Source organism: Streptomyces sp. NBC_00080 (assembly GCF_045041255.1).
In the GTDB taxonomy this organism is placed as follows: domain Bacteria; phylum Actinomycetota; class Actinomycetes; order Streptomycetales; family Streptomycetaceae; genus Streptomyces; species Streptomyces coriariae.
Genome location: NZ_CP108235.1, coordinates 8952357 through 8974583 on the forward strand (window position 1 = coordinate 8952357; position 22227 = coordinate 8974583).

At 71.9% G+C, this 22227-nt stretch carries 19 protein-coding genes; 6 read left to right on the forward strand and 13 right to left on the reverse strand.

Going from position 1 to position 22227, the window contains the following annotated elements; translation table 11 throughout:
- The first annotated feature begins 140 nt into the window (after positions 1-140).
- A complete protein-coding gene (locus OHU34_RS40030; RefSeq protein WP_405771169.1) occupies positions 141-872 on the forward strand; it encodes a flavodoxin family protein in 732 nt (243 codons plus the stop codon).
- Positions 873-1081: 209 nt separating this feature from the next.
- Here the strand turns inward: OHU34_RS40030 and OHU34_RS40035 are convergent, their stop codons facing one another.
- From OHU34_RS40035 to OHU34_RS40070, 8 genes are all read right to left on the reverse strand, one after another.
- Positions 1082-2539 carry an APC family permease gene (locus tag OHU34_RS40035; protein WP_405771171.1) on the reverse strand — a complete coding sequence of 486 codons (1458 nt, stop codon included), beginning with the start codon at positions 2537-2539 and terminating at the stop codon, positions 1082-1084.
- 253 nt (positions 2540-2792) lie between these two features.
- On the reverse strand, positions 2793-3443 hold the full coding sequence (locus OHU34_RS40040; RefSeq protein WP_230193626.1) for a TetR/AcrR family transcriptional regulator: 651 nt from the start codon (positions 3441-3443) through the stop codon (positions 2793-2795).
- Between the two features lie 68 nt (positions 3444-3511).
- The gene (locus tag OHU34_RS40045) at positions 3512-4366 is read right to left on the reverse strand and encodes a fumarylacetoacetate hydrolase family protein (protein WP_142268572.1); all 855 of its coding nucleotides are present in this window, start codon (positions 4364-4366) and stop codon (positions 3512-3514) included.
- An 11-nt stretch (positions 4367-4377) separates the two neighbouring features.
- Complete coding sequence (locus tag OHU34_RS40050; protein ID WP_230193625.1) at positions 4378-5313, reverse strand: 3,4-dihydroxyphenylacetate 2,3-dioxygenase; 936 nt, start codon at positions 5311-5313, stop codon at positions 4378-4380.
- Positions 5306-6766: an aldehyde dehydrogenase gene (locus OHU34_RS40055; RefSeq protein ID WP_142268570.1), complete on the reverse strand. Its 1461-nt coding sequence runs from the start codon at positions 6764-6766 to the stop codon at positions 5306-5308. Before OHU34_RS40055 ends, OHU34_RS40050 begins: the two co-directional genes overlap by 8 nt.
- Before the next feature lie 120 nt (positions 6767-6886).
- Positions 6887-7699 (reverse strand): acetoacetate decarboxylase family protein, encoded by an 813-nt coding sequence (locus tag OHU34_RS40060; protein ID WP_405771176.1) that lies wholly within the window; start codon positions 7697-7699, stop codon positions 6887-6889.
- A 13-nt stretch (positions 7700-7712) separates the two neighbouring features.
- Complete coding sequence (locus tag OHU34_RS40065) at positions 7713-8930, reverse strand: NAD(P)/FAD-dependent oxidoreductase (RefSeq protein ID WP_405771178.1); 1218 nt, start codon at positions 8928-8930, stop codon at positions 7713-7715.
- On the reverse strand, positions 8927-9121 hold the full coding sequence (locus OHU34_RS40070) for a ferredoxin (protein WP_020127162.1): 195 nt from the start codon (positions 9119-9121) through the stop codon (positions 8927-8929). The genes OHU34_RS40065 and OHU34_RS40070 overlap by 4 nt, the downstream gene beginning before the upstream one ends.
- Positions 9122-9354: 233 nt before the next feature.
- On the opposite strand from OHU34_RS40070, the gene OHU34_RS40075 reads away from it, so the two are divergent.
- The gene (locus tag OHU34_RS40075; protein WP_142268567.1) at positions 9355-10719 is read left to right on the forward strand and encodes a glutamine synthetase family protein; all 1365 of its coding nucleotides are present in this window, start codon (positions 9355-9357) and stop codon (positions 10717-10719) included.
- Positions 10720-10739: 20 nt separating this feature from the next.
- Entirely contained in the window at positions 10740-12038 is a 1299-nt protein-coding gene (locus tag OHU34_RS40080) for a cytochrome P450 (protein ID WP_230193621.1), read from the forward strand.
- A 100-nt stretch (positions 12039-12138) separates the two neighbouring features.
- On the opposite strand, the gene OHU34_RS40085 is transcribed toward OHU34_RS40080, so the two are convergent.
- The 3 genes from OHU34_RS40085 to OHU34_RS40095 all read right to left on the reverse strand — a co-directional run bounded on the left by OHU34_RS40085 (position 12139) and on the right by OHU34_RS40095 (position 15274).
- The gene (locus OHU34_RS40085) at positions 12139-12636 is read right to left on the reverse strand and encodes a peptidylprolyl isomerase (protein WP_142268565.1); all 498 of its coding nucleotides are present in this window, start codon (positions 12634-12636) and stop codon (positions 12139-12141) included.
- Positions 12637-12731: 95 nt separating this feature from the next.
- On the reverse strand, positions 12732-14210 hold the full coding sequence (locus OHU34_RS40090) for a glutamate-cysteine ligase family protein (protein ID WP_142268564.1): 1479 nt from the start codon (positions 14208-14210) through the stop codon (positions 12732-12734).
- Between the two features lie 125 nt (positions 14211-14335).
- Entirely contained in the window at positions 14336-15274 is a 939-nt protein-coding gene (locus OHU34_RS40095; RefSeq protein ID WP_405771184.1) for a hypothetical protein, read from the reverse strand.
- A 167-nt stretch (positions 15275-15441) separates the two neighbouring features.
- On the opposite strand from OHU34_RS40095, the gene OHU34_RS40100 reads away from it, so the two are divergent.
- Both OHU34_RS40100 and OHU34_RS40105 read left to right on the forward strand, forming a co-directional pair.
- Positions 15442-15858, forward strand: a complete 417-nt coding sequence (locus tag OHU34_RS40100) for a hypothetical protein (RefSeq protein WP_230193569.1) — start codon at positions 15442-15444, stop codon at positions 15856-15858.
- A gap of 167 nt (positions 15859-16025) precedes the next feature.
- Positions 16026-17645, forward strand: a complete 1620-nt coding sequence (locus OHU34_RS40105; protein ID WP_405772523.1) for an MFS transporter — start codon at positions 16026-16028, stop codon at positions 17643-17645.
- A gap of 388 nt (positions 17646-18033) precedes the next feature.
- Here OHU34_RS40105 and OHU34_RS40110 read toward each other — a convergent pair whose 3' ends face one another.
- Both OHU34_RS40110 and OHU34_RS40115 read right to left on the reverse strand, forming a co-directional pair.
- Positions 18034-19233: an MFS transporter gene (locus OHU34_RS40110; protein WP_142268563.1), complete on the reverse strand. Its 1200-nt coding sequence runs from the start codon at positions 19231-19233 to the stop codon at positions 18034-18036.
- Between the two features lie 623 nt (positions 19234-19856).
- On the reverse strand, positions 19857-20261 hold the full coding sequence (locus OHU34_RS40115; protein ID WP_142268562.1) for a hypothetical protein: 405 nt from the start codon (positions 20259-20261) through the stop codon (positions 19857-19859).
- A gap of 316 nt (positions 20262-20577) precedes the next feature.
- Here OHU34_RS40115 and OHU34_RS40120 point away from each other — a divergent pair, with 316 nt between their 5' ends.
- Entirely contained in the window at positions 20578-22224 is a 1647-nt protein-coding gene (locus OHU34_RS40120) for a sigma-70 family RNA polymerase sigma factor (protein WP_142268561.1), read from the forward strand.
- Positions 22225-22227: the final 3 nt, after the last annotated feature.

Consider the following 22227-nt stretch of genomic DNA (forward strand, 5'->3'; position numbering starts at 1 on the left):
CACGCTAGGGCCGCGGCCGGGCCGGGCCCCGCGACCCGCCCGGCACGTCATCACTCCGTAAGACGCGGCACGCGCGTCGAAACGGGACGGAACGGACTCTTCGCGAGACGCTTCCCAGGCCTTCAGCAAGGGAGACCGTCATGGCAGCCTCGCCCTCCTCCGGCGACACGTACCGTTTCGCCGACCTCAGCGCCCTGTTCGTCAACTGCACCCTCAAACCGTCTCCGCAGATCAGCCACACCCAGGGCCTGGTCGACAAGAGCCGGGCCGTCATGGACGCGCACGGGGTGACCACCGACGAGATCCGGGCCGTCGACCACGACATCGCCCCCGGCGTCTACCCGGACATGACCGCGCACGGCTTCGCCACCGACGCCTGGCCGGCCCTGTACGAGCGGGTGATGGCGGCCGACATCCTGGTGCTGGCCGGACCGATCTGGCTCGGCGACAACAGCTCCGTGACGAAGAAGGTCGTCGAGCGCCTCTACAGCTGTTCCAGCCTGCTCAACCCGCAGGGCCAGTACGCCTTCTACGGCCGGGTCGGCGGCTGTCTGATCACCGGCAACGAGGACGGCGTGAAGCACTGCGCGATGAACCTCCTCTACAGCCTCCAGCACCTCGGCTACACGATCCCGCCGCAGGCGGACGCCGGCTGGATCGGACCGGCGGGTCCCGGGCCTTCGTACCTGGATCCCGGCTCGGGCGGTCCGGAGAACGACTTCACCAACCGCAACACGACCTTCATGACGTGGAACCTGATGCACCTCGCGGCCCTGCTCAAGCGAAACGGCGGCGTCCCCGCCCACGGCAACCGGCGTTCGGAGTGGGACGCGGGCTGCCGCTTCGACGCGCCCAACCCCGACTACCGCTGACGTCCGACCCCGACAACCGCCGACGTCGGACGCCGACGATCGCGGGCTCTCGACTCCGGCGGCCCACCGGCATCACGAGCCCGCGGAACACTGCCGGAACGCGGCAGTGCGCGGACCCGTGCCGGGCGCGCGTCATGACTCGCGGGGAGCACTACGGAGGGTTCCGGTGCCAGGCATCCACCAGGTGCCGGACACCGGAACCCCGGAGGTCAGTGCGTTGAGGGCGGCCTCTTCCGGGTCAGCCTCGCCACGACGAGGCCCAGGACCAGGACCGCCGGGACGGTCAGCTGGAGCCAGACGGACGTGGTCGCGTCGCCGCCGATGAGGGTGGTGAAGTTCTCGATGATGAGCCAGATCGCACCGGCGATGCCGAGCGCGCCCAGCACCGGTGCGACCAGCGTGTTCCAGGGCCGGGTGTCGGCACGTGAGCGGCGGAAGAAGACGATCACGGAGACCGAGGTCAGGAAGTAGAGGAGCATGATCCCGAGGACGGCGACCCCGCTGAACCACGAGAAGAGGGTCAGCACCGGGTCCTTCCCCAGCAGCGCGAACGGCATGACGAGGACCATCGAGATCGCTGTCTGAACGATGCCGGCCACCCAGGGTGAGTGGCGCCGGTTGAGCACGGTGAGGCGGTGCGGCAGCAGGCCTTCCCGGCCCAGGGAGAACAGATAGCGGTTGGCCGAGTTGTGGAACGCCAGGATGCCGGCGAACAGCGAGGTGGCCAGCAGGACGGGCAGCACGTCACCGGTCCACGCGCCGAACTGCGCGGCGATGGGGGCGAAGACGAAGGTCGTGGCATCGCCGGACTCCAGCGCCTTTCCCGCCTCGGCCGTCGCCGCGGACGCGCCGTGCGCGGAGACCAGCATCCAGGAGGTGAAGGCGAAGAAGCAGGTGATCACCGCGACCGACAGATAGGTGGCGCGCGGCACCGTCCTCCTGGGTTCGCGGGCCTCCTCGCCGTAGATGGCGGTGGCCTCGAAGCCGAACATCGACGCCACCGCGAACATCAGGGCCACCCCGGGGGCGCCCTGGAGCGCGGCGTGCGGCGAGAAGCTGTCGCCGAAGCCGAGGCCCTCGGGGCCGCCGCCCTTGAAGAGGGTGACCAGGGCGAAGACGATCAGGACGCTGAACTCGGCGAGGACGAACACGGCCAGCACCTTGGCGCCCATCTCGATCCCGGCGGCGCCGAGGACCTGGACGATCACCATGGTGACCAGCGTCCAGATCCACCACGCGATGTGGACGTCGGTGTAGTGCTCGACCAGTCCGCTCACCGTCGCGCCGTAGAGCCCGTACATGGCGGCCTGGATCGCGCAGTAGGCGAAGAGGGCGACACCGGCGCTGCCGGAACCGGCCGAGCGCCCCAGGCCCTTGCCGATGTAGGTGTAGAAGGCGCCGGCGTCCACGACGTGGCGGCCCATGGCGACGAAGCCGATGGAGAACAGCAGGACCACGACGCCGGCCGCGAGATACGCGGCGGGGGCGCCGGTGCCGTTGCCGATCGCGATGGCGATGGGGACGGCCCCGGCGATGCCGGTCAGCGGCGCCTGGGCGGAAAGGACGAAGAAGAGGATGCCCAGGACGCCGAGGGAATCGGGTTTGAGCCTTCCTGCCATGGATGAATCGTGCGCGGTGTGCGATGCGACCGCCGTCTGACTGTCCACTCGGATCACCTGTTGGGGGACGGGGAGGATGGGGAGTTTGATTTGAAGCCAAACGAGTTGCCTCATGGTGGGTTCGAACTATCCGTTTGGCAAGGGGGTGCGACGGGATTTTTCCGCCCGGTCCAGCGTCTTTTGCACGGCCGTGACTCCGGTGCGGCGCGGCCGGTCGCCCGGCGGGGCGGCACCGGGCGCGGGACGGCCAAGGCCCCGGACGCGGAAACGTCCGGAGCCCGAGAACGTGCAGGTCGGACGATCAGGCGGGGGCTTCCCCGGCGCTTTCCCCGGGGGCATCGCAGACGCCGTCCCCGTCGGCGTCGAGGAGCCTCAGCAGGGAGCGCAGCTCCTCCAGGGCCGCGTCCGTGACGCCGGGCTCGCCCAGGACCAGCTGGTGCAGCACCAGACCCTCCAGCGCCGCGAAGACCAGCCGGGTCAGCGCCGTGTCCGCGCCGGCCGGCAGCATCCGGCTCAGCTCGCGCCGGGTGGCGTCGAAGTACTCGTCGTACAGCGCGCGGATCTGCGGGAGCAGCTCCGGCCTGCGGCGCGCCTCGAGCAGCAGCTCGTACTGGAAGGCCTGGGTGTCCGGGTCCGCCGTCACCATGTCGGACAGGCCGGTCGAGAAGTCCGCGACCCTGCCGGTGCCGGGTTCCAGGGCGCTGATGTTCAGCGAGGTGCGGATGGTGTGGGCGAGCGCCTCCTCGATCAACGCGTCACGCGAACCGAAGTGATGCACGACCAGGCCGTGGGTGACCCCGGCCTCCTGCGCGACGGCCCGGTAGGTGAGCTTGCGCAGTCCGCCCCGCGCCACCACCCGCACGGCCGCCGTCAGCAGAGCCTCGCGTCCCTCGCCGTAGTGCAGACGCCTGCGGGGCTGTCGGCTCTCGGGGGCGTCTGCGGAATCGGCCATGGCGGTGACCCTACCCGGGCCCGCCCGGACGGCCGCCCCGAGCCGGCGGCGGCGCTCTCGCGGCGGCATCAGCGCCGGGGCGGACGGATGCCGCGGAACTCCCAGTCGCCGCCGAGCGCGGTGGAAAGCACCTCCTCGGACTCGGTGGGCTGCGCCCCGACGTCGGCGCGGACCGGGGTCGGGCCGGTCACGATGTGGTTGGTGAGCCGGCCGAGGCCCTCGACCTCGACCTCGACGACATCGCCGGGCCTGACGGGGCGCGAGTTGGCCGGAGTGCCCGACAGCAGGACGTCACCGGGGTTCAGGGTGATCGTCCGGGCGATGTCGGCGACGAGGTAGTGCATGTCCCACTGCATCTCGTCGGTCGAACCGTCCTGCACGACCTTGCCGTTGACGTAGGTGCGCAGGCTCTTGCCGCGGAAGTCCCAGTCGGTGACCAGACCGGGGCCGAGCGGGCACAGGGTGTCGGAGCCCTTGACCCGGAGCATGGAACCGGCGTCCGTGTCGCGGAAGTCGTGCAGCCCGTAGTCGTTGGCGATCGTGTAGCCGGCGATGTACCCGCCCGCCTCGGCCGGGGAGATGTTGCGTGCCGTCCTGCCGATGACGATGGCGACCTCGCCCTCGTAGTTGAGCCACTTGCACCCGTCGGGGCGGACGACGGCGCCCTGGTGGGAGTTGAGCGAGGAGGTCGGCTTGTGGAAGTAGGTCGGGGTGTCCGGGAGTCGGATCCCGAACTCGTCGACGCGGCTGCGGTGGTTGAGGTGGACGGCGATCACCTTGGAGGGGACCACCGGGGGCAGGTGCCGCGCCTCGTCGGTCTTGACGCGGCGGCCGTCCGCGGCGGCGAGTTCGTCCCCGTCGACGGTGACCTGGACGACGGCGCCGTCCAGGAGGATGCGGCGGTACTCGGGAGAAGCAGCCATGGCGGGCCTTCCTAGGAGCGGCGGTGGGGGTGGTGCGGGGCGGCGGGCGCCGGGAGGCCCGCGCCGGTCCAGCCGTCGGCGGGCCGGTCGAACCACAGGTGGACCTGGCCGGTGCCGACGGAGTTCTCGTACGCGCCGTACTGGCGGGCCCGGGCGGTGCAGGCCTGTTCGCCGAGAGCGCCGGCCAGCATCAGATAGTGGAAGAACTTCGCCTCGGGCTTGTACTTCCAGAACGCGTCCATCGTGTCCAGCACCTTGTCGTGGCGGCCCTCCTTGAACCAGGCGATGCGTTCCTGGTCCGCCTCGCGGGCCTCCGGGGTGCGGATGTGGACCAGGTCGCTGGCCTCGTGGTCACGGATCTCGCGCAGCGGCCAGAAGGTGTGGGAGAGGGCGCCCGAGGCGATGAGGAGCACCCGGCGGCCGGGGGTGGCGGCGATGCCGTCCGCGAGCGCGCGGCCCAGCCGCAGATGGTCCTCCATGTCGCCGGTCTGGCAGACCCCGATGGTCACCCACCGCTTGTCCGGCAGCCCTTCGCCGAGGAACTTCCAGAGGTTGGTGGTGGCGTAGTAGATCGGCAGGTAATCGTCCTCGATCGCGGTGATCCAGGTGCCGTGCCGGTCCGCGAACGACGCGATGCGGTGGGCGAGTTCGGGGTCCCCGGGGAAGTCGTACGGCATCCGGCACATGCCGCGCGGCAGTTCCTCGGAGGTGAACAGACCGGCGCGGCGGTGCTGGGCGGTGACGACGAACTCGACCGTCGTCGCCCAGTGGGAGTCGAGGACGACGACGGTGTCGTAGTCGTCCCGTGCGAAGACGTCCGCGCGGAGCTGGTGGAGTCCGGTGACCAGGGTGATCTCCTTGCCCTCGTTCAGCTCCAGCCGGTCGGCCTCGGGCAGCACGATGGTGGGGACGTGGGCGAGGAGTCCCGCCCCGACGATCTCACCCATGGTTCTTCCATCCGTTCGGCGCGGTGACGGTGTTCTTGACGTCGCAGTAGAAGTCGAAGCTCCACGTTCCGCCCTCGCGGCCGACGCCGGAGTGGCGTGAGCCGCCGAAGGGTGCCTGGAGGTCACGTACGAAGAAGCAGTTGACCCAGACCGTGCCCGCCACCAGCTGTGCCGTGACGCGCTCGGCACGCTCGTGGTCGCCGGTGGCGACCGTCGCCGCGAGGCCGAAGCGGGTGTCGTCGGCAAGGCGGACGGCCTCCTCCTCGGTGCCGAAGGTCTGAAGGGTCAGGACCGGTCCGAAGACCTCCTCCTGCACGATCTCCGAGTCCTGGGCGACGTCGGTGAGGAGCGTCGGCGCGTAGTACTGCCCGTCCCGGCGGTGGCCGCCGATGACCGCACGTGCTCCGGCCGCGATCGCCCGCCGCACGAAGCCGTCGATCTTCTCCAGCTGTCGAGGGTGGATGGTGGGCCCGACGTCGGTCGTCTCCTCGCGCGGGTCGCCCTGCACGAGCGCGGACGCCTTCTCGACGAACCGGCGCGTGAACTCCTCGGCGACCGTCTCCTCGACGAGGATCCGGGTGGCCGCGAGGCACACCTGCCCGGCGTTGTCGTACTGCTCGACGGCGAGATCGACGGCGAGGTCCAGATCGGCGTCGGCGAACACCAGCAGCGGTGACTTGCCGCCGAGTTCGAGGCTGAGCGGGGTCAGCCGGGCGGCGGCCGACCCCGCGATGCGCCTGGCCGTGGGCACGGATCCGGTGAAGCTGATCCGGCGGACGTCCGGGTGCGAGGTGAGCGCGTCGCCGATCTCCGAGCCGTGGCCCTGGACGACGTTGAGGACTCCGGCGGGCAGCCCGGCCTCGGCGGCGATGTCGGCGAGCAGCGAGGCGGTCAGCGGGGACCATTCGGCGGGCTTCAGCACGACCGTGTTCCCGGCGGCCAGGGCCGGCGCGACCTTCCAGGTGGCCAGCATCAGCGGGGCGTTCCACGGTGTGATGAGCACGCTGGGGCCGGCCGGGTCCCACGAGATGTGGTTGGTGTGGCCGCGGGTCTCGAAGTCCTCGTGCTCCAGCCGCAGCAGCCAGTCGGCGAAGAAGCGGAAGTTGTGCGCCACGCGGGGCATCACGCCCCGCCGGTGCGAGCGCAGCAGGGCGCCGTTGTCGGTGGTCTCCACGATCGCGAGTTCGTCGAGCCGCTTCTCGACGCCGTCGGCGACGGCGTGCAGGACGCGGGCGCGTTCGGCGGGGGAGGTGGCGGCCCAGGCGGGGAAGGCGGCCTTGGCGGCGGCGACGGCGGCCTCGGCCTCGGCGGGCCCGCCACGGGCGATCTCGCCCAGGGTGCTGCCGTCGATGGGCGAGGTGTCGGTGAACGTCTCGGCGGAGGCGACGCGGCGGCCGCCGATCCAGTGCCGGGTGTCGACGGAAACACCGGCGACGATGACCTTGTCAGCCATGGGAACGGCTCCTTCGGGGCGAGGGGGCGGGATAACGGCCAGGGGCGCGGGCCGGGTCGGTCCGGGGCTCCGCCGCGTGGGCGCGACCGGCCCCGGACCACCCGCACGTCGGCGACGGCCTCATTCGGCGTCCGCCTTCGAGGTCCCGGACTCCAGCAGCCGCCCGCCGTCCCAGACGACCCCCACCTGCCGGTAGTAGGCGGCGATCGGCTCGCGGATCTCCAGCCGGGCCAGCTCCTCGGTGGGCGCCTCGAACAGCGCCAGCTCCGCGTCGCCGGTCCAGGCCGGCCCCGCCTCGAAGGACGCGGCGCCGGACTCGATCAGCTCGTCCAGGGCGAACCCCTTGCCCTTCTCGATCGACGGCAGCAGGCGGTGGTGCGCCATGGGGTGCCCGTTGACGAAGCCGTTCGTCTCCGACGGCTCCCGCAGGGTCACCACGGCCTCGGCCAGCCGCCGGTCGGCGGCGGCGAGGGTCGCGCCGAACCGGGCTCCGGCCTCGATGCGTGGTGCGGGCCCGTACGGGTGCGGCCGGGTCTGGTGGATCGAGCCGAGCTTCTTCGGGTAGCCCTGGTGCAGTCCGCGGGCGATCGCGAAGTCCTTGTCGACCCAGATGTACACGCACCGCGAGTACGTGCGCCCCCGGTAGCTGCAGCGGACGACCGCGAAGGCCTCCTTGTACTGGGAGCGCACGGGGTCGAGCAGCTCCGCGCCCGAGGAGGAGCAGGACTGCCAGTCGGCCCAGACCAGCGCGACCGCGCCCGCGTCCTCGTCGGCCAACTCCAGTGGTGCGGGCAGCAGTTCACGGACCCGGGCGGGGTCGGTGCGGTACTCGACGGTGAGCAGGTCACCCGAGTAGCGCCAGGGCGGGGACGGGACGAGCGACGAGGAGCCCGTCGCCGTCCTGGGGTGGAAGTATCCGCGGACGGTGGTCATGTCAGGGGGTTCCTTAGGCGGTGAGAGCGGGCTGCCGGAGCAGTTCGGCGCGATGGCGGGCGGCGGCGGACACGGTGGCGGGGCCGCCCAGGGCCACGACGCCGACCAGCCGGCCCTCGTGGTGGTAGCCGACCAGGACGTCGGCGGCCGGGTCGCCGTCCAGGACCCGCACATCGCCCCTGCCCAGCGCGGGCGCGCCGAAGGACTGGAGCCGGAAGCCGTGCTGGTCGCTCCAGAAGGAGGGCAGGGGCGCGAAGGGCGCAGGCTCGGGACCCCCGCCGGTGAGCCGGGCGGCCAGCACCTTCGCCGCGTGCTTGGCGGTGTCGGTGGGGATGCACCAGTGCTCGACCCGGCGCGGTACGCCGTCGTAGCGGGCGTTGGGGAAACGCGCCACGTCGCCGACCGCGACCACGTCGGGCCGCCCGCCGACCCGGAGCTGCTCGTCGGTGAGCACGCCGTCGGCCAGGTCGAGGCCGTTGCCGTCCAGCCATTCGGTGTTCGCGAGCGAGCCGACCGATTCCACCACGACGTCGGCGGGCAGGACGGTACCGTCGTCGAGCAGTACGCCCGTGACCCGGTCCTCGCCCTCGAACCCGGCGACGCCCGTCCCGAGCACGAAACGCACCCCGTGCTCCCGGTGCCGCTTCAGCAGCGCGCGTCCGAGCAGTTCGCCGAGCGGGCCCACCATGGGCAGGGGCAGCGGGTCGACGACGGTCACCTCGGCGACGCCGAGGCTCACGGCGGTGGCGGCCACCTCGCAGCCGATGAACCCGGCGCCGACCACGACCAGCCGGACGCCCGGCCCGGTCAGCTCGTCACGCAGCCCCCGGGCGTCGTCGACGGTGCGGATCGCGTGACGGCCGACGAGCGGGCCGGGACAGGCCAGCCGGCGGGGCCGCATGCCGGTGGCGACGACGAGAGCGTCGTACGCGATCTCCGACCCGTCGTCGAGGGCGACGGTCCGCTCGTCGAGGCGGGCGGCCACGGCCTTCGTGCCGAGGCGCCACTGCGCGTCGGCGACGCTCGGGCGGGGACGGAGGGCCAGCGACTCGAAGGTCGCCTTCCCGGCCAGCGCCTCCTTGGAGAGCGGGGGCCGGTTGTAGGGCATGTGCGGCTCGTCGCCGACGAGCGTGATAGCCCCCCTCCAGCCGGCCGCACGCAGCTGTTCGGCGGTGCGCAGTCCGGCCATGGAGGCGCCGGCCACGACGACCCGCGCACGGTGCGAAGTCATGATCGGGCCTCGATCCGGATGGCCTGGAGCGGACAGACGTCGGCGGCTTCCTCGACCTCGTCGAGCAACGCGTCGTCGGGGTCGCTGACGTAGGCCAGGCGCCCGTTCCCGTCGAGCTGGAAGACGTCGGGGGCCGCGAAGACGCACTGGCCGTGGTCCTGGCACTTGTTCATGTCGACGACGACCTTCATGGCCGGTCCTCCTGGGAGTGTGGGGGCCCGACCGCTGTCGGCCGGGCCCCGGCCAGGAGGTCCGAGGACCGGACCTCCAACTCATTTGGCTTCAAACAACATAGGAAGCCGCACCCCCCTGGTCAATACCTGTCCAGGTGGATAATTTTTTGCTGCCGACCCCTTGCGGGGCGATGGGGCCGTTCATATCGTTTGGCACCAAACAACCGGCACCAGCCGCCGAGGAGACCACGGTGAGCGCAACGCAGACACCGGACCCCCGTCAGCACCAGGAGCGGCTCGCCGCCGAGGGCATCGACGTGGTCCGGGTGACCTATCCCGACCTCATCGGCACCGAGCGCGCCCGCGACGTCCTGCTCGACCAACTGCCGGCCGCCTGCGAGCACGGGCTCGCGTTCTGCCGGGCCGTCTACCACACATCGCCCCAGGGAGACGTCGTCCCGGTGAGCGGCGGCCTGGACGCCGGCCTGCCCGACGTCACCGTGCGCCCGGACCTCGACACCCTGGTCGCCCTGCCCTGGGAACCCGGGGTCGCGACCTGCCTCGGGGAGGTGGTCGACCCGGCGACCGGGGCACCCGCCGCCGAGTCACCCCGTGACCTGCTGCGCTCGGTGCTCGCCCGGTGCGCCGAGCAGGGACTGCGCCCGGTGGTCGGCCCCGAACTCGAATACTTCCTGTGCGACGCGGACCCGGCGTCCCCGAGCGGGTACACGCGCTACTCGGGAGCCACCGGTGTGGTCTACACGGCCGGCCTGCGCGCCGACCCCGACAACCACCTGCTGCGCACCCTGCGCCTGCTGCGCGACCTCCACATCGGCGTCACCAACGGCAACCACGAGTTCGACGGCGGCCAGTTCGAGATCAATCTGACACACTCCGAGGCGCTGTCGGCCGCCGACCGCGCCTTCCGCTTCAAGTCCGCCGTCAAGGAACTCGCACGCAAGGAGGGGCGGCTCGCCACCTTCATGGCCAAGCCGTTCAACGATGCCGGCGGCTCCGGATTCCACCTCCATCTGTCCTTCGAGGCCGCGGACGAGGAGAGCGGGCACAACGTCCTCGACGACCCCTCGGGCCCCTACGGCCTGTCCGCCACCGCCCGGCACGCCGTCGCGGGACTCCTCGCCCACGCCCCGGCCCTCGCCGCGCTCGCCAACCCGACGGTCAACTCCTACAAGCGCTTCGGCCCGGACACCCTCGCGCCCTGGCTGATCGACTGGGGACTGGACAACCGCAGCGCCATGGTCCGCATCCCGCCCGAGCGCGGCTCCGGCGCCCGACTGGAGCTGCGGCTCGGCGACGCCGGCGCCAATCCGTACCTGCTGATCGCGGGCACGATCGCCGCCGCCCTGCTCGGTGTGCGGGCGGGGGAGGAGCCCCCGGCCCCGCTGGAGGGCTACGGCTACGACGCCGGCCGGGCGGCCGTCCTGCCGATGGGCCTGTCCGCCGCCCTCGACGCGCTGGACGCGGACACCGACCTCACCGACGTGCTCGGCAAGGACTTCACCACCTCGTACCTCAGCTACAAGCGCAACGAGGTCGAACGCTTCCAACGGCATGTCACCGACTGGGAGTTCACCGAGTACGCCTACCACCTGTGACGTCCAGGAGACCGAACACCATGACCGCTTCCGCCCCGCTCCCCTCCGTGCGCGACGCCGTGCCGGCGCCCATGCCGCTGGACGAGGTGAACCTCGCCGACCTCGACAACTTCACCGACGGCGTCACGCCCTGGCGCATGTTCCACACCCTGCGCCACCAGGACCCGGTGCACTGGCAGCCCGAAGAGGCGCCGAACAACGGCTTCTGGGCGCTGACCCGGCACGCGGACATCGCCCGCGTCGACCGGGACGCGGAGACCTTCACCTCGACGCGGTTCGTCAACCTGGAGGAGGTGGACGACGACCAGATCAAGAAACGCGCCTCCATCCTGGAACTCGACGGTGTGCGCCACCGGGCGCTGCGCAGCCTCATCCAGCGGCAGTTCGGCGCGGGCGTGATCAACGGCTACACCGACTTCCTGCGCGGCCTCACCGCCACGACCCTGGACACGGCTCTCGCGAAGGGCACCTTCGACTTCGTCGCCGACGTCTCCGCCGACTTCCCCATCAACGTCCTCGCCCGGCTCCTCGACGTACCGCCGGAGGACAACCAGCGGCTCATCGACTGGGGCAACCGCATCATCGGCAACACCGACCCCGACTACGCGGACGTCCTGCTGCACAGCGCCGAGAGCGAGCAGTACCGCGATCTGCCCTTCCGCTCACCCGCCTCGCTGGAGGTCTTCGACTACGGCCGGGAGCTGGCCCGGCAGCGGCGCGGCAAGGACGGCACAGACCTGGTCTCGCGCCTGGTCAACACCCCGCCGCGCGACGGCGTCCCGCTCTCCGGGCAGGACTTCGACAACTACTTCCTGCTGCTGGTCGTCGCCGGCAACGAGACGACCCGCCACACCATCACGCACTCGATGCTGGCCCTGCTCCAGCACCCGGAGCAGCTCGCCCGCCTCCAGCAGGACCCGTCCCTGATCCCGGTCGCGGTCGAGGAGTTCCTGCGCTGGGCGTCCCCCGTCTACCACTTCCGCCGCACGGCGACCCGGGACGTGGAACTGGGCGGCAAGCGGATCAGGGAGGGCGACAAGGTCGTCATGTGGTTCGCCTCCGGCAACCGTGACGAGGAGGTCTTCGCGAACCCGTACGACTTCGACGTCAGCCGGCAGAACAACGACCACGTCACGTTCGGCAAGGGCAGCCCGCACCTGTGCCTGGGCAATCTGCTGGCCCGGACCGAGATCCGCATCATGTTCGAGGAGCTGATCCCGCGGCTGGCGGGCATCCGGCTGGCCGGCGAGGTCCCGCGCGTGCGGTCCAACTTCGTCAACGGCATCAAGAAGCTGCCGGTCGAGGTGACCCTGGCCTGACCACGTCGAGCCCACCCGTGCGCCCGCGCCCCGCACGACACGACGGCGCTCGCGCCGCCGGCCGGGGGTGACCCCGGCCGGCGGGCGCTCGGGACCGGGGTCAGAGCTGGCCGGACTCCGCGATGGTGATCTTCGCGGAGGTCGAACCGCTGCGCGAACCGTAGGACTCGATCTTCTTGACGAGGGCCATGCTGGCCTCGTCGGCGACCTCGCCGAACACCACGTGCTTGCCGTCGAGCCAGTCGGTGACGACCGTGGTGATGAAGAACTGCGAGCCGTTGCTGTTGGGGCCGGCGTTGGCCATGGAGAGCAGGCCGGGCCGGTCGTGCTTGAGCTTGAAGTTCTCGTCGGCGAACTTCTCGCCGTAGATGCTCTTGCCGCCCGTTCCGTTGCCGCGGGTGAAGTCGCCACCCTGGAGCATGAAGTCGGGGATGACCCGGTGGAAGGAAGAGCCGGCGAAACCGAAGCCCTTCTCGCCGGTGGCCAGCGCGCGGAAGTTCTCGGCCGTCTTGGGGACGACGTCGTCGAACAGGTTGAAGTTGATCCGCCCGGCGGGCTCGTCGTTGATGGTGATGTCGAAGTAGATCTTGAACGTCATGGTTCTATCCTGCACGGTCGAGCGGGCCCTGCCGAATCGAGGGGTCGTGTCGGCCCTCACAGCCGCCGATCGGGGCGGTCGGCGAGGGCCGCCGCTCAGTCGACCGGCCAGGTGTGGGCGGGGGCGTTGAGGTGCATGTAGTCGATGTAGAGCTGCGTCATCCGCCGCAGTGCCTCGTGGCGGCCGGCCTGGGCGGAGGCGGTGATGCGATGGAACATCTCCTTCTGCCAGACGGCGCCGTTACGGCCGGTGACGCACCGCTGTTCGATGATTCCGAGCAGTGGCTCCCGCCAGGCCGCGTCCATCCCGGAGAGTTCCAGCCCCCGGTGGGCCAGCGGCAGCAGGCGCCGCAGGACGAGCTCGGCCACCGGCGCCTCGCCCATGCCGGGCCAGTACAGCCGGGCGTCGATGCCGTCCCGCGCCGCCGTGTGCAGATTGTCCTCGGCGGCCCGGAAGGACATCCGCGACCACACCGGCCGCTCGTCCTCCACCAGGGCCCGGGTGAGGCCGTAGTAGAAGGCGCCGTTGGCGAGGGTGTCGGCGACGGTCGGACCGGCCGGCAGACAGCGGTTCTCCACCCGCACGTGGGGCTGGTCGTTGGCGACGGCGTAGACCGGCCGGTTCCAGCGGTAGATGGTGCCGTTGTGCAGGGTCAGCTCGCCCAGCTCCGGCACGTCCCCTCCGGACAGCGTCTCGCGCGGATCCTGCTCGTCGCACAGGGGCAGCAGCGCGGGGAAGTAGCGCAGGTTCTCCTCGAAGAGATCGAAGACGCTGGTGATCCACCGTTCCCCGAACCACACCCTGGGCCGTACGCCCTGCACCTTGATCTCCTGCGGGCGGGTGTCGGTGGCCTGCTCGAACAGCGGGATACGGGTCTCGTGCCACAGCTCCTTCCCGAACAGGAACGGTGAGTTGGCCGCCAGCGCCACCTGGACGCCGGCGACCGCCTGCGCCGCGTTCCAGTAGGCGGCGAACTCGTCGGGGGAGACCTGGAGATGGAACTGCGTACTGGTGCACGCGGCCTCCGGGGTGATCGTGTCCGCGTAGGTCCGCAGCCGGTCGACACCGTCCATCTCGATGTGCAGATCCTCCCCCCGCGCGGCGAACACCTGGTCGTTGAGCAGCCGGTAGCGGGCGTTCTCCGACAGCGCCGACTCGCCGACGTCCTCCTGCCGCAGCGTCGGGAGGATACCGATCATGATCAGATGCGTGCCGACCGTCCGGGCACGCTGCTCGGCGTGGTTGAGCGCGGCACGGATCTCCGCCTCCCAGGCGTCGGGACCGCCCTGCGTCAGACGCCGCGGCGGCACATTGATCTCGAGGTTGAAGCGGCCGAGCTCGGTGGACCAGGCGGGATCCGCGATCGCGTCGAGCACGTCGCTGTTGCGCATCGTCGGCTCGGCCTCGTCGTCGACCAGGTTCAGCTCGATCTCGAGACCCACCCGGGGCCGCTCGGACTCGAACCGCGACTCGCGCAGCATCTGCGCGAACACGTCGAGGCACTCCTGCATCTTGATCCGGTACCGGCGGCGGTCCTCGCGGGTGAAGACCAGCGCCGGGACGTCACGTCCCATCGGCCCTCCCGGCTTGCCCTGTGTCGGACGCCCTTGCCTCCAGCGTCGCACCACCGGACGCCCGCCACCATGCGGGAAGCGCGGCCCGCAGGCGCACCCCACCCGGCGCCCGGACACCGGGAGGCCTACGTGCTCGGATCGGCCAGCCGGTCCACTTCCTGCGCGGCCTCCCGGGCGGCCCGCCCGGCCCGGTCCACCGCCTGCGCGGCGGTCCGCAGCCGTTCCTCGGCCTCCTTCCGCTCCTGCTCGGCCTGCCGGAGCTCCTGGCGCGCCTGACGCAGCCGCTCCTCCGCCGCGGACTCGCGCTCACGGGCCCGGTCGTGCCGCTCGCGGGCCTGCTGGAGCGACGCGTCGGCGTCGGCCCGTTCGGCACTCAGCGCCCGCAGGCGGCGGTCGGCGGCTTCCGCCGACCGCCGGGCCTGGCCGAGCTGCCGCTGCCGTAGGCGACGCCGCTCGGCGAGTTCGTCCTTCGCCCGGGACCGCGTGTCCGGCGCCGCGGGCGCCGGTCGGGCCGGCCTGTGCGAGGGGCCGGCGGCCGCCGCGCCGCGGGCCGGGAAGTCGGCCGGCGGGGTGAGGGCACTCTCCAGGCGCCCGGTGGCCCACCGCTGCGCCGCGTCCTCGTCGGCGAGCACCGCGCGCAAAGTGGACTCGACGTCCTGCCGAGCCGCGCCCGACAACGGGTGCCCGGCCTCACGAGCCAGCTCGGCGGCCTGCCGGGACAGGGCGGAGACGACGCTCCGGCGCTGCTCGGACAGCTCCCTGACCCCGTCGGCGTCCAGGGACCGGTACGCCTCGCGCAGCGCCCGTCCCAGTTCCAGGAACCGCCCGCTCTCCTGCGGCTGCGAGCGCAGCAGCAGGTTCGCCGCCCAGGCCGCGAGCGTGGGGCGACGGGCGGCATGGGCCCGACGGGCATCGTCCGCGCGACCGTCGCGCTCGGCCTCGGCGGCCAGTCGCTCCCGTCGGGCGACGAAGTCGGACGGCGGTGTGGCGTAGAGCTCGTCGAGCATCCCCTCCGCGTACGGCCCCGCGGCCGGTCGAGCGGGTCGTGCACCCTTGCGCGCCATGATCAGCAGCGTCCACCCGGCCGGGCCCCCGCGCATCCCGACGGCGGGAGAGCCGGGGCGGCGCTGGGTTCCGGCCAACCTGATCGCCCCTGAGTACGCGTACTCAGGTCCGGGGACGATCACCCCGGCAGAGTGTGGGGTTCATGACACATTACGGAGGAGCGAACATGAGCCGAGCGAGAAAATCCCTGGTCATGACGGTGCTGGCCGCCTGTGCGCTGACGGGTGCCGGTACGGCGCCCGCCGCCGCGGTCGGGGATCCGCTGCTGCCGCACCCCGGTCCGGACGGCCTGGTGTGGGTGGAGGAGTGGACGGGGGACGGCGGCGTCGCGTCGGGAGGCGCCTCGAACGGCCTGCCGACCGTCCTCACGGTGGCCTGCGAGGGCGGTGGCAGCGTGCGGGTGACGATGTGGTCGCAGGAGGCCGAGGTCGCCGCGTTCTCGGTCGACTGCCCGGCCGGGAGCGCCGGGGTGGGCTCGGCGACCATGGCCGCCGGCGTGGTGCGGCCGGGCTCCTTCACGCTGGGAGTGGACGCTTCGGCCGACGCCGTCCGGTGGTCGCTGACGGTGACTCAACCGGAGTAACGAGCCCCACCGGCTCCCCCTGCCTCCCCGCCCTGCTCGCGGCCGCCACGACTGCTCATGTGTCCATGGCGGGCACGCCTGACCTCTGTGACGACGCCCCTTCCTGACGGAGATGTGCACCGGATGCGTCGTCAGCCGAGCGGGTTGAGACTGAGGGCGTGACTGGCATGTACACCAAACAGCAGGCGGGGAGTGCGCGGGACGGCCCGCGCAAACCTTCGCAGTCGGTGGCGCTCGCGGCCATGATGTTCGCGGTGGCGATGACGTTCATCGACCAGACCATCGTGGCGATCGCCGCACCGGACATCGTCGACGAACTCGGTCTGTCCGCCTCCGGCATGCAGTGGGTGGTCAACGCCTATCTGCTGGCGTTGGCCGCGTTCTTCGCCCTCGGCGGACGGCTGGCGGACCTGCTCGGTCCTCGGCGCGTCGTCGTGGCGGGCACCCTGGTGTTCGTCGTCTCGTCGGTCCTGTGCGGCTGTGTACCGAGCGGCGACTTCGCGCTGGCGTGGCTCATCGCCTTCCGGTCGACCCAGGGGCTCGGCGCGGCCCTGCTCTTCCCGGCGGCGCTCGCGGTGGTCGTGGCCGTCTTCCCGGTGGAGCGACGCGGCCGAGCCCTGGCCCTGTTCTTCGGTGTCACCGGGGCCCTGACCGCCATCGGGCCGCTTCTCGGCGGCTGGCTCACCGACTGGACCTGGCGGGCGATCTTCTGGGTCAACGTGCCCGTGGCCGTCGTCGCGTTGATCCTGACCGCGCTCGCCCATGTGTCCGATCGTCGCCGTGACGAGTCCCTGGACGTGCGGGGCGCCGTGCTGATCGCGGTCGGAATGGGCGCCAGCGTGCTCGGCTTCCAGCAGGCGTCGGCGTGGGGCTGGGACAGCGTGCTCACCTGGGTCTGCATCGTGGGCGGCCTGGCTGTGCTGTGGCTGTTCTGCCGCTACGAACTGCGCACGGCCAACCCGTTGGTCAAGCTCGCGGTCTTCCGGGACCGCGCCTTCGTGGCGGACGGGCTCGTGCTGTTCTTCGCCATGCTCGCGTTCGTCCCGCTGTTCTTCTTCGCCTCCGTCTACGCGCAGGTGTCCCTCAGCGCCTCGCCCAACCAGGCGGCCCTGTACCTGCTGTACTTCTTCGTGGGCTTCGCGCTCGCCTCGCAGTGGGGCGGGCGGATCCTGGACAAGCGAGGCGCGCGGCCGACCATGAAGATCGGTTGCGTGGTCGGCGCGGTGGGCTTCGCGCTCTGGGCCGGGAAGCTGACCGATCTGTCCATGCACGACCAGTGGCCCTACGCGGCCCTCGCGGGGGCCGGGATCGGCTTCATCCTCGCGCCCGCCTCCACCGACGCCGTGAACCGGGCGATCGACGCCTCCTACGGTGAGGTCACCGGCATCACCCAGACGATCCGCAACTACGCCGCGAGTGTCGGCCTGGCACTCTTCGGCACCGTGCTGACCCATCGCATGACCGACAACGTCACCGACACGCTCCAGTCGCGCGGAGTGCCGTCCGGGGCCGCGGAGAGTGCGGCGAGGAACGTAGCCGAGGCGATCACCGGCAATGCCGACGACCGGCAGCTCGGCGGAGGCGGCCCGGTCGCGCGGACGGTGCAGGAATCGATGGCGGCGATCCGGATGGACTTCGCCGAGGCCAACCAGTGGGTGTTCTACGGGATGGCGATCGCCCTGGCCGTCGGTTACCTGTGCGCGCTCCGGCACCCCGGCGGCACGAGCGCGGAACGGACCGACGTGCCGTCGGACGACGCCTCGCACACCCGTGACCGGGCTTCCTGACGACGGCGACGGGCGACGGGCGATGGGCAACGGGCGTTGGGCGTTGGGCGTTGAGCGAGGGCCCGTACCCGGTACCCGGTAGCAGGAAGCCGGGAAAGCCGGAAGGCTTCCCCGGCTCCCGGGTCTCAGCGGCTGCGAACGGCGCTGGTGGTGAAGAATCCCGTGGCCGCGGCGCTGAGCAGGGCGCAGACGGCGAGGAAGGCGGTACGTCGCATCGAGGGGCCTTTCCGGTGATGACGGATGGGTTCTGCACAACGCCGGTCGCCCCCCTGTCGCTTCGCCCCGGGACCGAGCCCACCCGTACGGCTGCGGCCAAGCGTGTGTGCGTGCCGCCCCGGCCCGCGACGCCGGTGCCGTGGTCCGGGCGCGATGCGCCGCGTCCGGGGACTCAGGCGTTCACGTCCTCCACCCGTACCGGCCGCCGGAGAAGATAGACCCACGCCGTCGAGACGAGGACGGCCATGCAGCCGATGAACACCAGCCCGGCGCCCTCCAGGCCGAGGGGACCCACCAGCACACCGACGCCGATCACCGGCACCGAGATGCCCGCGTAGGCCACCACGAAGAGCGTCGAGATCACCGCCGCGCGCCGGCCCTCGGGAGACGCCCCGGCCACCGCGGACAGCGCCCCACGAAACGCCAGCCCCTGGCCGGCCCCGCCGACGATCGCGCTCAGCACCACCAGCGCCAGCACCTCCCACCGCAACGCGACCGCGAGCAGCGCCAGCCCGGCCAGCAGCGCGGCGCAGCCCAGCGGCAGCGACCGCCCGACCCCGACCCTGCCGACGATCAGCTGTCCGGCGGTCGAGGCGAAGAAGGCCAGCGCGACGATGAGACCGCTCACGGCGTGGTTGCTCACGTCGAGGGAGTCGGCGAGGAACGCCGGACTGACCGAGGTGAACACGCCGAACAGCGCGAACCCCGCGAACGAGGCGATCGCCGCCGGCCCGAACACCGCCCGCACCTCGGCGGGCAGGCCGGGCCGCTGCGGCCGTACGGTGCGCAGCGCCCTGCGGTGCCGCACGGTCTCCGGGAGCCACGCCACGACGCCGACCGAACAGGCCACCAGGGTGAGATGCACGACGAACGGCAGGTACAGCGGCCGGTCGGCGTACTGCGCGAGCACTCCGGCGAGCAGCGGACCGCAGCCCAGCCCGCCCATGTTGGCGGCCGTCGCGACGAACGTGGCCCGGGAGGCGCCGCCGGACGGTGCCAGGTCCATCACGTACGCCGTGGCGGCACCGGTGAACAGCCCGGCGGACAGCCCCGACAGCAGCCGTCCCGCGTACAGCCAGCCCAGCCCGGTGGCGGCCAGGAAGCACACGGCGCTCGCCGCCGCGCAGCCCAGGCCCGCCATCAGCACCGGACGTCTGCCCACGGTGTCCGAGGCGTTGCCGGCCAGCAGCAGCACACCGATGACCCCGAAGGCGTACACCGCGTAGACGACGGTGACCGTCAGCTCGGAGAAGCCGAACTTCTCCTGGTAGAGCGGGTAGAGGGGGGTCGGCAGCGTGGTTCCGGCCATGCACACGGCGAAGACGGCTCCGCCGAGCAGACACGGGAGCCATCCTCGGTGATCACGGTCCATGGCGGCGACAGTAACCCCGCGCGGTGTCCCGCCGCGGCCCGACGTGCCCGACACCCCCTGAGCCGCCGGATCGCCCCGGGATCCGACGGCGACGGCAGTCGCGAGCGGCGTGGTGAATCGTTCAGAACGCCGACTGTGTCCGCGAGGACGGCGTGGTCCAGGCCCTCGGCACCGGCCACCCCCAGGCCCTCGTCCCCGACGACGCGGCAACGTGCCCGGCGGCTTCGAGGGCAACCTGGAGCTGGAGCAGCGGTACGCCGGACGGATCCGCGCACCGTGAGCCGGACGTTCCGCCGGTGCGGCCCCGGGGCCTCTCACGACCGTGGCAATCTTCCGGTCTTCGGGGAACAACGACACCCCCGCCGGCTGTAGTGACGGTGCGTCACTCCACGTCACCGGCGCGCTCATGGGGTGGGCGCTCTGCGCGGGGGATCGACGGGGGGATCAGGCCGTGATCAACGGCAGAGCACTGCCGTCACGCGCGGCGGTGGATCGGTCCGTCAATTCCCCTGATCAGCCGCACAGTTGATTCCCGGTGCGCCGCGGTCGGGCCAGAGGCAGGGCCCCGCACGAACGGCGGGTCCGGCGGGGTGCGTGTCGCGAGACCGCCCGTGCGGCTGAATTCACGCGTGCGAGAGCCGCGCCCGGCCGAACCACTCCCTGGTCGCCGTACCGCTGGAGAGGGCCACCAGCAGCGCACCCGCGGCGGCGCCGGCGCTCCAGGCGAAGTGCTGGGTCAGGGCGGCGGCCAGACTGCCCAGGGCGGTCAGCCAGCCGACGACGACCGCGCCCCTGCGCACCGCGCCACCACCGTCGGCGAACCTCGCCGAGATGGCCAGCGACGTCACGGCGAGCGTCGCGCACCCCGTCGCCGCGAGCAGGAGCATCCCGACGACCAGCCCGCCCAGCGCGCCGGACTCGAAGACGGCCGCGGCCGCCGCCAGTCGTACCGAGCCGGCGATGCCCGACAGGCCCAGGGCGACGAGCAGCGCGCGGGCATATCTGGCCGTAACAGGCATTCGTGTCATAGGGGTTCCTTGTGCCGTGCGGACGTCGGTCGCCGGGGGCGTGGGACACGGCGGGCCGGCCGGGCCACCGTAGTCGGCGCGGCCACCAGGCCGAAACCCCTGCGACGAGGACGACGACGAGCCCTCGCGCACCCCCGGGAACGCGCCACCGCGGCCGGCGTCCCGCGCGCGATGTGACGGGTCCCATTGCACTCATGGCCCCGAACCGGTGACCCTCTCCTCGCACGAATTTCCGAGGAACTGTTATCCGTTGCTTCCGCAGAGATCCCCCATATGACGGACAGCATCGTTCGGCGTCGAGGACAGGGAAGTCTCAATGAGTACACGGCACACGGTGGAGGCGGTGGCGCTGGTCACCGCCGCCCGGGCGGGTGATCAGGCGGCCCAGGACGCGCTCGTCGGCGCATACCTGCCGCTCGTCTACAACATCGTGGGCCGGGCGTTGAACGGATCGGTGGACGTCGACGACGTCGTGCAGGACACCATGTTGCGCGCCCTCGACTCGCTGGGCTCGCTGCGGGATCCCGCGAGCTTCCGCTCCTGGCTGGTGGCCATCGCGATGAACCAGGTCCGTGCGCACTGGAACCGGCAGCAGCCCGTCCAGGGCGCCATGGAGGAGGCCGACGACGTCGCCGATCCGGGGGCCGACTTCGTCGATCTGACCATCGTGCAACTCCAGCTGTCCGGCCAGCGGCAGGAGACCGCGCGGGCGACGCGCTGGCTGGAGCCCGACGACCGGGGACTGCTGTCCCTGTGGTGGCTGGAGTGCGCCGGTGAACTGACCCGGGCCGAGATCGCCGCGGCCCTGGACCTGACGCCGGAGCACACGGCGGTCCGCGTACAGCGGATGAAGGCACAGCTGGAGGCGGCCCGGGTCGTCGTACGGGCACTGGACTCGCGGCCGCAGTGCCCGGAACTGCGCGGCGCGCTCGCGGGCTGGGACGGCCGGCCCTCGGCGTTGTGGCGCAAGCGCACCGCCCGGCACGCACGCGGCTGCGCACGCTGCTCGGGCCTGTGGAGCGGCCTGATGCCCGCCGAGGGTCTGCTGGCCGGGCTGGCGCTGGTCGCGGCGTCGTCCACGCTGTTGGCGAAGGCGAACTCCGCCACCGACACCATCGCCGTGGTCGGTTCGGCGTCCCCGATCGCCGCGGGCGAGGAACCGGGCGGATCGCTCCCGCCGGTGAACCGCCGCGGCACGAAGGACCGGACCACCTCCCGCACCGACGCCCGTCGACGGCGGCGTACCCGTCGGCGGGCGGTCGGCGGCGCGGTCGTGGCCGCTTGCGTGGCGGGCGGCGGCCTCTACTACTTCGGCACGCAGCCGGACGGCGGGGCGGGAGAGAGCACCGCCGTGCAGCCCGCTGACGACGTAGTCGCCTCGGACCGCCCCACGCCGGACAGCGCCCGCAGCGGCTCGCCGTCGCCGTCCCCGTCCCCGACGGCCTCCGCGTCGAAGTCACCGAGTGCGAGCGCCTCGCCGTCTCCCCGCCCCAGCAGGACCGTGGTCGCGGCGGCTCCGGCGAAGTCGGCCGAGCCGAAGAGGACGGTTTCCAGGACGCCGACCGCGCAGGCGGGCTCGTCCGATCTCGCGACCCAGGTGATAGCCCTGGTCAACAAGGAGCGGGCGACGGCCGGCTGTGGCCCCCTCACGGACGACAGCCTGCTGCGTGACGCCGCGCAGGGCCACTCCGACGACATGGCCGCCCGGGACTTCTTCGACCACACCAACCCCGACGGCGCCGACCCCGGCCAGCGCATCACGGCCGCCGGGTACCGCTGGTCCACCTACGGCGAGAACATAGCCAAGGGGCAGCAGACGGCCGCGTCGGTGATGACGTCCTGGATGAACAGCGAAGGGCACCGGGCCAACATCCTGAACTGCTCCTTCAAGAACATCGGCATCGGAATCCACGACGGCGCCGGCGGCCCGTGGTGGACACAGAACTTCGGCGCCAAACTCTGACCC

Bases quoted from the DNA above. Each gene is read 5' to 3' on its own strand.
- OHU34_RS40030 (WP_405771169.1), top strand. From the start codon at position 141: ATGGCAGCCTCGCCCTCCTCCGGCGACACGTACCGTTTCGCCGACCTC.
- OHU34_RS40040 (WP_230193626.1), bottom strand. From the start codon at position 3,443: ATGGCCGATTCCGCAGACGCCCCCGAGAGCCGACAGCCCCGCAGGCGT.
- OHU34_RS40045 (WP_142268572.1), bottom strand. From the start codon at position 4,366: ATGGCTGCTTCTCCCGAGTACCGCCGCATCCTCCTGGACGGCGCCGTC.
- OHU34_RS40050 (WP_230193625.1), bottom strand. From the start codon at position 5,313: ATGGGTGAGATCGTCGGGGCGGGACTCCTCGCCCACGTCCCCACCATC.
- OHU34_RS40055 (WP_142268570.1), bottom strand. From the start codon at position 6,766: ATGGCTGACAAGGTCATCGTCGCCGGTGTTTCCGTCGACACCCGGCAC.
- OHU34_RS40060 (WP_405771176.1), bottom strand. From the start codon at position 7,699: ATGACCACCGTCCGCGGATACTTCCACCCCAGGACGGCGACGGGCTCC.
- OHU34_RS40065 (WP_405771178.1), bottom strand. From the start codon at position 8,930: ATGACTTCGCACCGTGCGCGGGTCGTCGTGGCCGGCGCCTCCATGGCC.
- OHU34_RS40070 (WP_020127162.1), bottom strand. From the start codon at position 9,121: ATGAAGGTCGTCGTCGACATGAACAAGTGCCAGGACCACGGCCAGTGC.
- OHU34_RS40080 (WP_230193621.1), top strand. From the start codon at position 10,740: ATGACCGCTTCCGCCCCGCTCCCCTCCGTGCGCGACGCCGTGCCGGCG.
- OHU34_RS40085 (WP_142268565.1), bottom strand. From the start codon at position 12,636: ATGACGTTCAAGATCTACTTCGACATCACCATCAACGACGAGCCCGCC.
- OHU34_RS40090 (WP_142268564.1), bottom strand. From the start codon at position 14,210: ATGGGACGTGACGTCCCGGCGCTGGTCTTCACCCGCGAGGACCGCCGC.
- OHU34_RS40095 (WP_405771184.1), bottom strand. From the start codon at position 15,274: ATGGCGCGCAAGGGTGCACGACCCGCTCGACCGGCCGCGGGGCCGTAC.
- OHU34_RS40100 (WP_230193569.1), top strand. From the start codon at position 15,442: ATGAGCCGAGCGAGAAAATCCCTGGTCATGACGGTGCTGGCCGCCTGT.
- OHU34_RS40105 (WP_405772523.1), top strand. From the start codon at position 16,026: ATGTACACCAAACAGCAGGCGGGGAGTGCGCGGGACGGCCCGCGCAAA.
- OHU34_RS40110 (WP_142268563.1), bottom strand. From the start codon at position 19,233: ATGGACCGTGATCACCGAGGATGGCTCCCGTGTCTGCTCGGCGGAGCC.
- OHU34_RS40115 (WP_142268562.1), bottom strand. From the start codon at position 20,261: ATGACACGAATGCCTGTTACGGCCAGATATGCCCGCGCGCTGCTCGTC.
- OHU34_RS40120 (WP_142268561.1), top strand. From the start codon at position 20,578: ATGAGTACACGGCACACGGTGGAGGCGGTGGCGCTGGTCACCGCCGCC.